Below are 7602 nucleotides of genomic sequence, written 5' to 3' on the forward strand. Positions count from 1 at the left end.
CCGGGAAAGGAGACCCGAGAATGGCCGACGGAAAAGACCGGTCGCTGCAGGACCTCATCGACGAGACCCCGGACCTCGTTGACTATTTCTCCAACGACACGATAGCCCCGCATTTTCGCGCGCGGACCAGCCTCACCGCGGCGTTCGTCCCGCCGGAATTCTCCAATTGGCGCGACGAGCAGCGGGCCTGGCGCACGAGCGTCATCTTCTTCGACCAGTCGCACCACATGCCCGAGCTTTTCCTGAGCGGGCCGGACGCCCTGCGCCTGCTGACCCGCGTCGGCATCAATGGTTTCACCGGTTTCACCCCCGGCAGGGCCAAACAACTCGTCGTGTGCACGCCGCGCGGGCACGTCATCGGCGACTGCATCGCCTACTGCCTCGGCGAGAACAGCTTCGAGCTGGTCAGCGGGATGAGCGTGCTGAACTGGGTGCACTATCAGGCGGAGTCCGGAGGCTACGGCGTCACGATCGAACGGGACGCCCCCACGCCATACAACCCCGTGGGGCGGCGGAACCGCTACCGGTTCCAGATCGACGGGCCGAACGCCGGCAGCACGTTCAACGACGTCGTGGACGGCACCGCGCCGGAGCTGCCGTTCTTCCGCACCGCGCGGGTGCGGATCGGCGGGCGGGAGGTGCTGGCGCTGCGCCACGGGATGGCCGGGCACCAGGGGGTGGAGCTGTCGGGGCCGTACGACGAACTCGATGACGTACGAGCGGCCATCCTGGCGGCGGGCGAGCGGCACGGGATCGTCCAGGGCGGCACCCAGGCGTATTTCAGCACCATCTTCGAGAGCGGCTGGATCGCCTACCCGCTCCCCGGCATCTACACCGGCGAGGACCTGCGGGGGTTCAGGCAATGGCTGCCCGCGACCGGATGGGAGGCCAGCCAGCAACTCGGCGGCAGCTTCTCCTCACCCGACATCGAGGACTACTACGTCAACCCCTGGAACCTGGGATATGACCGGCTCCTCAAGTTCGACCACGACTTCATCGGGCGCGAGGCGCTCCAGGCCATGGCCGACCGGCCGCAGCGCAGGAAAGTGACCCTGATGTGGGACGCCGACGACGTGACGCGGGTGCTGGCCTCGCAGCTCGGGACGGGCCCCCGGTACAAGTCGCTGGAATTCCCCGTGTCGTTCTACGGATTCCCCCAGTTCGACGAGGTGCGCGCCACCGACGGCCGGCCGGTGGGGCTGTCGGTGCACTGCGGGTTCAACGCCAACGACGGCATGGTGCTCTCCCTGGCCATGCTCGACCAGGACGCCGCGGCCCCGGGGACGGACGTCGTGCTCACCTGGGGCGAGCCGAACGGCGGATCGAGGAAGCCGCACGTGGAACCGCACGAACAGGTCAAGATCCGCGCCACGGTCGCGCCGGCGCCGTACGCCAGTCACGTGCGCGAGCTGCAGCGCGCCACGATCGGTGCCGCCCCGGCCTGACCATCCACCCCCCACAGTTCCCCCCCGGTCGAAAGGAGCGACCATGTCGGTCGCGGCCTCACACGATTCCCAGCATCCCGATCCCAAGATCAGCGGCGGCTCCGCCCCCGAACGGCTCACCTCGCGACGAGCCGTCGTCGCCAGCAGCTTCGGCAACTTCGTCGAATGGTTCGACTACTCGGTCTATGGCTACTTCGCGCCCGCCATCGCCGTCGCCTTCTTCCCCGCGGAGAACGCCACGGCCTCGTTGCTGGCGTCGTTCGCGGCCTTCGGGCTGACCTTCGTGGCCCGCCCCCTCGGCGCGTTCGTGTTCGGGCACTACGGGGACCGCTTCGGGCGGCGGACGACCCTGGCGGCGTCCGTGTTGATGATGGGCCTCGCCTCGCTCGTCATCGGCCTGCTGCCGGCCTACTCGGCGATCGGGGCGTGGGCGCCCGCGCTGCTCGCGGTGGCGCGGCTCGTGCAGGGTTTCTCGGCAGGTGGGGAGGTCGGCGGCTCGTCCTCCTACCTGGCCGAGTCGGCCCCGGCCGGGAAACGCGGATGGTACACGAGCTGGCAGCAGTTCACGATCGTCCTCGGGCTGCTGGTGGGCTCGGGCCTCGGCGTCCTGCTGGCCACCGTGCTTTCGGAGGCGGCCATGAACTCGTGGGGATGGCGGCTGCCGTTCCTGCTCGGCGCGCTGATGGCCGTCACGGGGCTCTATCTCCGGCTCCGCCTGGAGGACACTCCCGCCTACCGGGCGATGAAGCGGGAGGGCACGGTGGACCACACCCCGTTGCGGAGCGTCTTCCGCACCTACGGGCGTACGCTGCTCAAGGCCATCGGATTCTTCGTCTCGACATCGGTGACCAACTACACCCTGTTCGTCTACATGCCGTCGTACGCCGGCGCCGAGCTGGGCATTCCGGTCTCGCAGGCGCTGCTGTCGAACTCCGTCGCGCTCGCGCTGCTCGTCGTGCTCATTCCGGTGGTGGGCGCCCTGTCGGATCGATGGGGTCGTCGGCCGATGATTCTGGCCTTCAACGGGTCGCTGGCCCTGGCCACCTACCCGTTGTTCCTTTTCATCGCATCGTCGGGTACGCTCACCGCCCTGATGATCGGGCAGCTCGTGTTCGCCGTCCTTGCCTCGTTCGGATTCGGCGCGGGGACGGCCATGTACACCGAGATGTTCCCGACGCGCATCCGCTACACGGGGATCGGCGTGAGCCTCGGCATCTCGGCGGCGATCTTCGGCGGCACCGCGCCGTTCATCTCGACGTGGCTGGTGTCGGTCACGGGCAGTCGGATGGCGCCGGGGCTTTATCTCATCGCCGCCGCCGTGATCTCGTTCGTCGCGGTGCTCAGCATCACCGAGACCTACCGCTCGCCGCTGAGGACGCGATGAGCGCCACCCTCGAACCCCTGTACGAGAGGAAATTCCATGATGATATGTGACACCGGCGTGCACATGAGGGCTTCGCGATGCCGTCTCAGGCTTCGCTGCCTCGCGGACGCGACCGCGGAGGTGGCGTGATGCGCATCGCCGTCATCGGCGCCGGCGGCGTCGGCGGATTCTTCGGCGGGCTGCTGGCCAAGGGCGGTGCCGACGTCGTGTTCATCGCCCGTGGCGCGCACCTGGAGGCGCTGCGGCGCGACGGGCTGCGCATCGAGGGCGGCGCTCATCCGGTCGAGCTGGCGAACGTGCGCGCGGTCGCCGACCCGGAGGAGGCGGGCGAGGCCGATCTGGTGATGGTGTGCGTGAAACTCTGGGACGTCGAAGCCGCCCTGGAGCAGATCCGGCCGCTCGTCGGGCCCGGCACCACGGTGGTGTCGTTCCAGAACGGGGTGCTCAAGGATGACCACCTCATCGCCGCGTTCGGCGCCGAACGCGTGATCGGCGGGGTCGGCTACGTCGCCACGCACATCTCGCGCCCCGGCGTGATCGCGCAGACCGGCTCGCTGCAACGGCTGATCTTCGGCGAGTTCGACCGCCGCACCTCGGCCCGGGTCGCCGCGTTCCACGAGGCGTGCGTGGCGGGCGGGATCGACGCCGAGATCAGCCCGGACATCATACGGGAGATCTGGGAGAAGTACGTCTTCCTCGTCGGCCTGTCGGCCACGACCGCCACCACGCGGGTGCCCATCGGGCCGATCAGGGACAACCCGCAGTCCAGAGCCTTCCTGCTCGACGTCATGAGCGAGGTCGTGGCCGTCGGCCGGGCGCGGGGGATCGCCCTGGCCGAGGACTACGCGCAGCAGTGCCTGAAGCGGCTCGACGAGGTCGCCTACGACATGACGTCCTCGATGTTCCACGACCTCGATCGCGGCAGGCCGCTGGAGGTGCGCTGGCTGTCCGGCGGCGTGGTCGAGCTCGGCCGGCGGAGCGGAATCGCCACGCCCCTGAACCGGGCCGTGGCCGACATCCTGGCCGTCCATGCCGATGGCCGGCCAGGGGCCTGACGAGATGGAGCAGGCCCTCACCATCAGCTCGATCGACACCGTGCTCGTCGAGGTGCCGATGCGGTTCCCCCTCGGCACGAGCGTGGCCACCGTGCGCACGGCGCCGCTGCTGCTGTGCACGCTCAGGACCAGGGAAGGAGTCGACGGGCAGGCGTATCTGTTCTGCTACTCCATCGCGGCGATGCGCGCGATCGACCTCGTGCTGCGCGACGCCGTCGCCTTCACCGCCGGACGCCCGCTCACACCGCGGCGGGCGGCGGCCGAGCTGGCCCGCCGCGCCACCCTCGTCGGCGTGACCGGCCTGGTGCGTATGGCGCTGTCCGCTATCGACATCGCCATGTGGGACGCGCTCGCCGTCGCCGCGGGCCGTCCGCTCGCGGCGTTGCTCGACGCCACGCGGACGTCCGTGCCCGCCTACAACTCCAGCGGGCTGGGCCTGATGGCGCCCGAAGCGGCGGCCGAGGAGGCGCTGCGGTTGCTGGACCCCGGCTTCGGCGCGCTCAAGGTCCGGCTGGGCCATCGGGCGCCGGACCAGGACGTGGCGGTGCTGACCGCGGTCCGCGACCGGCTGGCGCCGGGCATCGAGCTCATGGCCGACTACAACCAGGCGCTCACGGCCGAGGAGGCCCTGCGCCGAGGCCGTGCCCTACAGGCCGAGGGCGTCGCCTGGTTCGAGGAGCCGGTCCGGCACGACGACCTGGCCGCCAACGCCCGGCTGGCCCGCGAGCTCGACGTGCCGCTTCAGCTCGGGGAGAACTTCAACCGTCCGGAAGACCTCGCCGACGCGGTCGATCACGGGGCGTGCGATCTGGTGATGCCCGACGTCGCGCGGATCGGCGGGGTCACCGGATGGCTGCACGCGGCGGAGCTGGCCGCCCGGCGTGGCACCCCGATCTCGTCGCACCTGTTCCCCGAGATCAGCGTTCACCTGCTGGCGGCCAGTCCCACCGCCCACTGGCTCGAATACGTGGACTGGGCCGGCCCCCTGCTGCGGCACCCGCTCGCCATCGCCGGCGGCGCCGCGGTCGTGCCCGACCGGCCCGGGATCGGGCTGGAGTGGGACACCGACCGGGTGGAGTTCCACCGCTGTGCTTCATCGAGCTGACAGGAGAACCTCTGATGAAACTGCTGACCATCGACGCGGGACCGGCCGGCCACGCCGGAGTGCTGCTCTCCACCGGAGAGGTGCTCGACCTCGTGGCGCTGCCGCCGTCGTTCTCTCCGGCCCGGAAGATCCCGCCGTCGGTGCGCGGCATCCTGGAGGGCGGTGACGAAACGCTCGCCGTGCTCAGGAAGATCGTCGATGCCGTGGAGTCGGACCAGGCCGGGCTGACCCGGTTGCGGGAGGCGGCGGCGCTCACCCCGTACGCGCGGACGCCCCTGCTGGCCGTGGTGCCGGACCCCGCGCTGGTCCTGTCCACCGGCATGAACTACCGGACACACTTGCAGGAGATGGGCGACGTGGCCGTGCCCAAGCTGCCGTACCTGTTCGTCAAGGTCCGGGAGACCCTGACCGGGCACGGGCGCCCGATCGTGCTCCCCGCCCGCTTCCCCGACATGGTCGACTGGGAAGGCGAGCTGACCGCCGTGATCGGCCGCACCTGCTTCGATGTCGCCGAAGAGGAGGCCCTGGAGTACGTCGCCGGCTACACGGTGGCCAACGACGTGTCCGCGCGTGACTGGGCGCAGGAGTTCTTCGCCGCCGACAACAAGGTCGACGGGCTCAACGGCTGGGCGCGGGCCATCAACGGCAAGCTTTTCCCCACGTTCATGCCGTGCGGGCCGGTGATCATCACCGCCGACGAGATCGCCGACCCCCACGACCTCCAGCTCACGACCCGGGTGAACGGCCAGGTCAGGCAGTCGGCGAGCACCAGCCAAATGATCTTCGGTATCGCGCGTCTCGTCTCCTACGCCTCCCAGTGGTTCCGGCTGCGCCCCGGCGACATGATCACCACAGGCACTCCCGCCGGCGCCGGCTACGGCAGCGACCCGCAGGTCTTCCTGAGACCGGGCGATGTCGTCACCGTCGGCATCGAGGGCATCGGCGAGTTGCGCAACCACGTCGTGGCGGCGCAGGCATGAGATCGGTGGTGCAGGCGGCCGACGTCGTGAAGGCCGTGGCGCCGGACTTCGCGGGGACCTCGATCCGGTACGCTCCCGCCGTCCAGGCCGGGCCGTGGGTCTTCGTCACGGGCCAGGAGGCCATCGACCCCGTCACCGGCGCGACGGAGCGGCCGGGGATCGGCGAGTCGCGCCACCGGCGCGAGAGCGACGTCGTGCTGGCCGGCATGCGAGGGCTGCTCGAAGGATTCGGCACGGAGTGGTCCCGGAGCGTGCGCGTGGACCAGTTCTACTCCAGCCCCGACGCGGTCAACGCCTATCACCGTGCCCGGCGGCACGCGTTCGGCGACTACCTGCCGCCCAGCACCTCGGTGGTGATCGACCGCGGTCTCGCCGCGACGAACTCCCTGTCCGCCGGCCTGATCGCCGCTCTGCCCGGCACGGAGAACGAGATCAGGGCCGTGCACCCGCCCGGTGCCGAACGCGCGGGCTGGCAGGGGGTCCCTCCCGCCGTGACCTGCGGCGAGTTCGTCTTCGTCTCCGGTCAGATGGCCAGCGCGACCGGCGAGGCGCTCGATCCGCGCGCTCAGGTGCCACCGGACATGCGGTGGGGCGCGAGCGCGATCCGGCGGCAGACGCGCTTCCTCCTCGATGACCGGCTCACCCCGGTGCTCGAGGCGGCCGGCTCGTCGTGGGACGCGGTCGTCAAGGCGCAGGTCTACCTCGCCGACAGCGCTGACGTACCGGAGTTCCTGGAGATCTGGTCCGAGCACCTCGGTGACGTGCCGTGTGCTCTCACGCTGGTCCCGGTGCGGGCGTTCCGGCTCGCCGGAGGGAGAGTCGAGATCAACCTCGTCGCACTGCGCGACGACGCGGCCGCCCGCAAGACGGTCGTCGACGCCGGACTGCCGGACGGCGCCGCCTTCGGCCCGTGCGTCCGGGCCGGCGATTTTCTCTTTCCCTCCGGGCTGACGGGGGTGAGCGACGGCGGCGTCGTGGCCGGCGCCGGCGTGTCGGAGGCCCTGGAGGGCCTCGCCCACGCCGGTCATCGCCAGGCATCAACGATCTACGACCACGCCGACGCCCTCTGCTCGGCTGCCGGGACCTCCATGCTGAACGCGGTGCGCGCACAGTACTTCGTCACCTCTGTGCGCGATCTCCCCGGGGTCACCGCCGCCTGGAGCGGCAGATACCTCGACGAGCCGCACCCCTTCTGGTGCCTACAGGTGCCGGGGCCGCCGCCCGTGCCCGGCACCGTGCTGACCGCCGATTTCTGGATCCACGCGCCGAGCTAGCGCCGCCCTGGCGATCGCCCGCGTCACGTGCCGAATCCGCGCGCCGGCGGCGAGACGGCGGGCCGCGTGGTCGAAGCGGATGAGCCGGGCCGCCCGCTTGGGGGTGATGCCGACCTGGGCGCCCTATCTGATCCATGACAATAGGCACCGGTCGCACCAATCGCGGCACCAACGTCCCCCAGACACCGCAACGCAGCCCGCCCGCGACGTGACCGACCTCAACGACCTGTGATGTCAACGGCCGAGTGCGTGTCGCCGCTGGTGGCCGGATAGAGGTCCCCACGCCTTCGTAGTTGACTACTTCTTGGTGAGGCGTCCACCTGTCCGGGTTCGTGCCTGTTTCATGCGGAAGGACTCGC

General features: G+C 70.4%; 6 protein-coding genes. All 6 read left to right on the plus strand.

Annotated elements, in window-relative coordinates; all coding sequences use genetic code 11:
* Positions 1-20: 20 nt before the first annotated feature.
* The 6 genes from ACTWPV_RS48565 to ACTWPV_RS48590 all read left to right on the plus strand — a co-directional run bounded on the left by ACTWPV_RS48565 (position 21) and on the right by ACTWPV_RS48590 (position 7243).
* A complete protein-coding gene (locus ACTWPV_RS48565) occupies positions 21-1445 on the plus strand; it encodes a hypothetical protein (RefSeq protein ID WP_443157042.1) in 1425 nt (474 codons plus the stop codon).
* Positions 1446-1488: 43 nt separating this feature from the next.
* Positions 1489-2829, plus strand: a complete 1341-nt coding sequence (locus tag ACTWPV_RS48570) for an MFS transporter (RefSeq protein WP_443157043.1) — start codon at positions 1489-1491, stop codon at positions 2827-2829.
* A gap of 128 nt (positions 2830-2957) precedes the next feature.
* Positions 2958-3884, plus strand: a complete 927-nt coding sequence (locus ACTWPV_RS48575) for a ketopantoate reductase family protein (protein ID WP_443157044.1) — start codon at positions 2958-2960, stop codon at positions 3882-3884.
* A complete protein-coding gene (locus ACTWPV_RS48580) occupies positions 3859-4989 on the plus strand; it encodes an enolase C-terminal domain-like protein (protein ID WP_443157045.1) in 1131 nt (376 codons plus the stop codon). The genes ACTWPV_RS48575 and ACTWPV_RS48580 overlap by 26 nt, the downstream gene beginning before the upstream one ends.
* 14 nt (positions 4990-5003) lie before the next feature.
* Entirely contained in the window at positions 5004-5969 is a 966-nt protein-coding gene (locus tag ACTWPV_RS48585; protein WP_443157046.1) for a fumarylacetoacetate hydrolase family protein, read from the plus strand.
* The gene (locus tag ACTWPV_RS48590; RefSeq protein WP_443157047.1) at positions 5966-7243 is read left to right on the plus strand and encodes a RidA family protein; all 1278 of its coding nucleotides are present in this window, start codon (positions 5966-5968) and stop codon (positions 7241-7243) included. The genes ACTWPV_RS48585 and ACTWPV_RS48590 overlap by 4 nt, the downstream gene beginning before the upstream one ends.
* The last annotated feature ends 359 nt before the right edge of the window (positions 7244-7602 follow it).

The sequence above is a fragment of the Nonomuraea sp. KM88 genome, assembly GCF_052245635.1.
In the GTDB taxonomy this organism is placed as follows: domain Bacteria; phylum Actinomycetota; class Actinomycetes; order Streptosporangiales; family Streptosporangiaceae; genus Nonomuraea.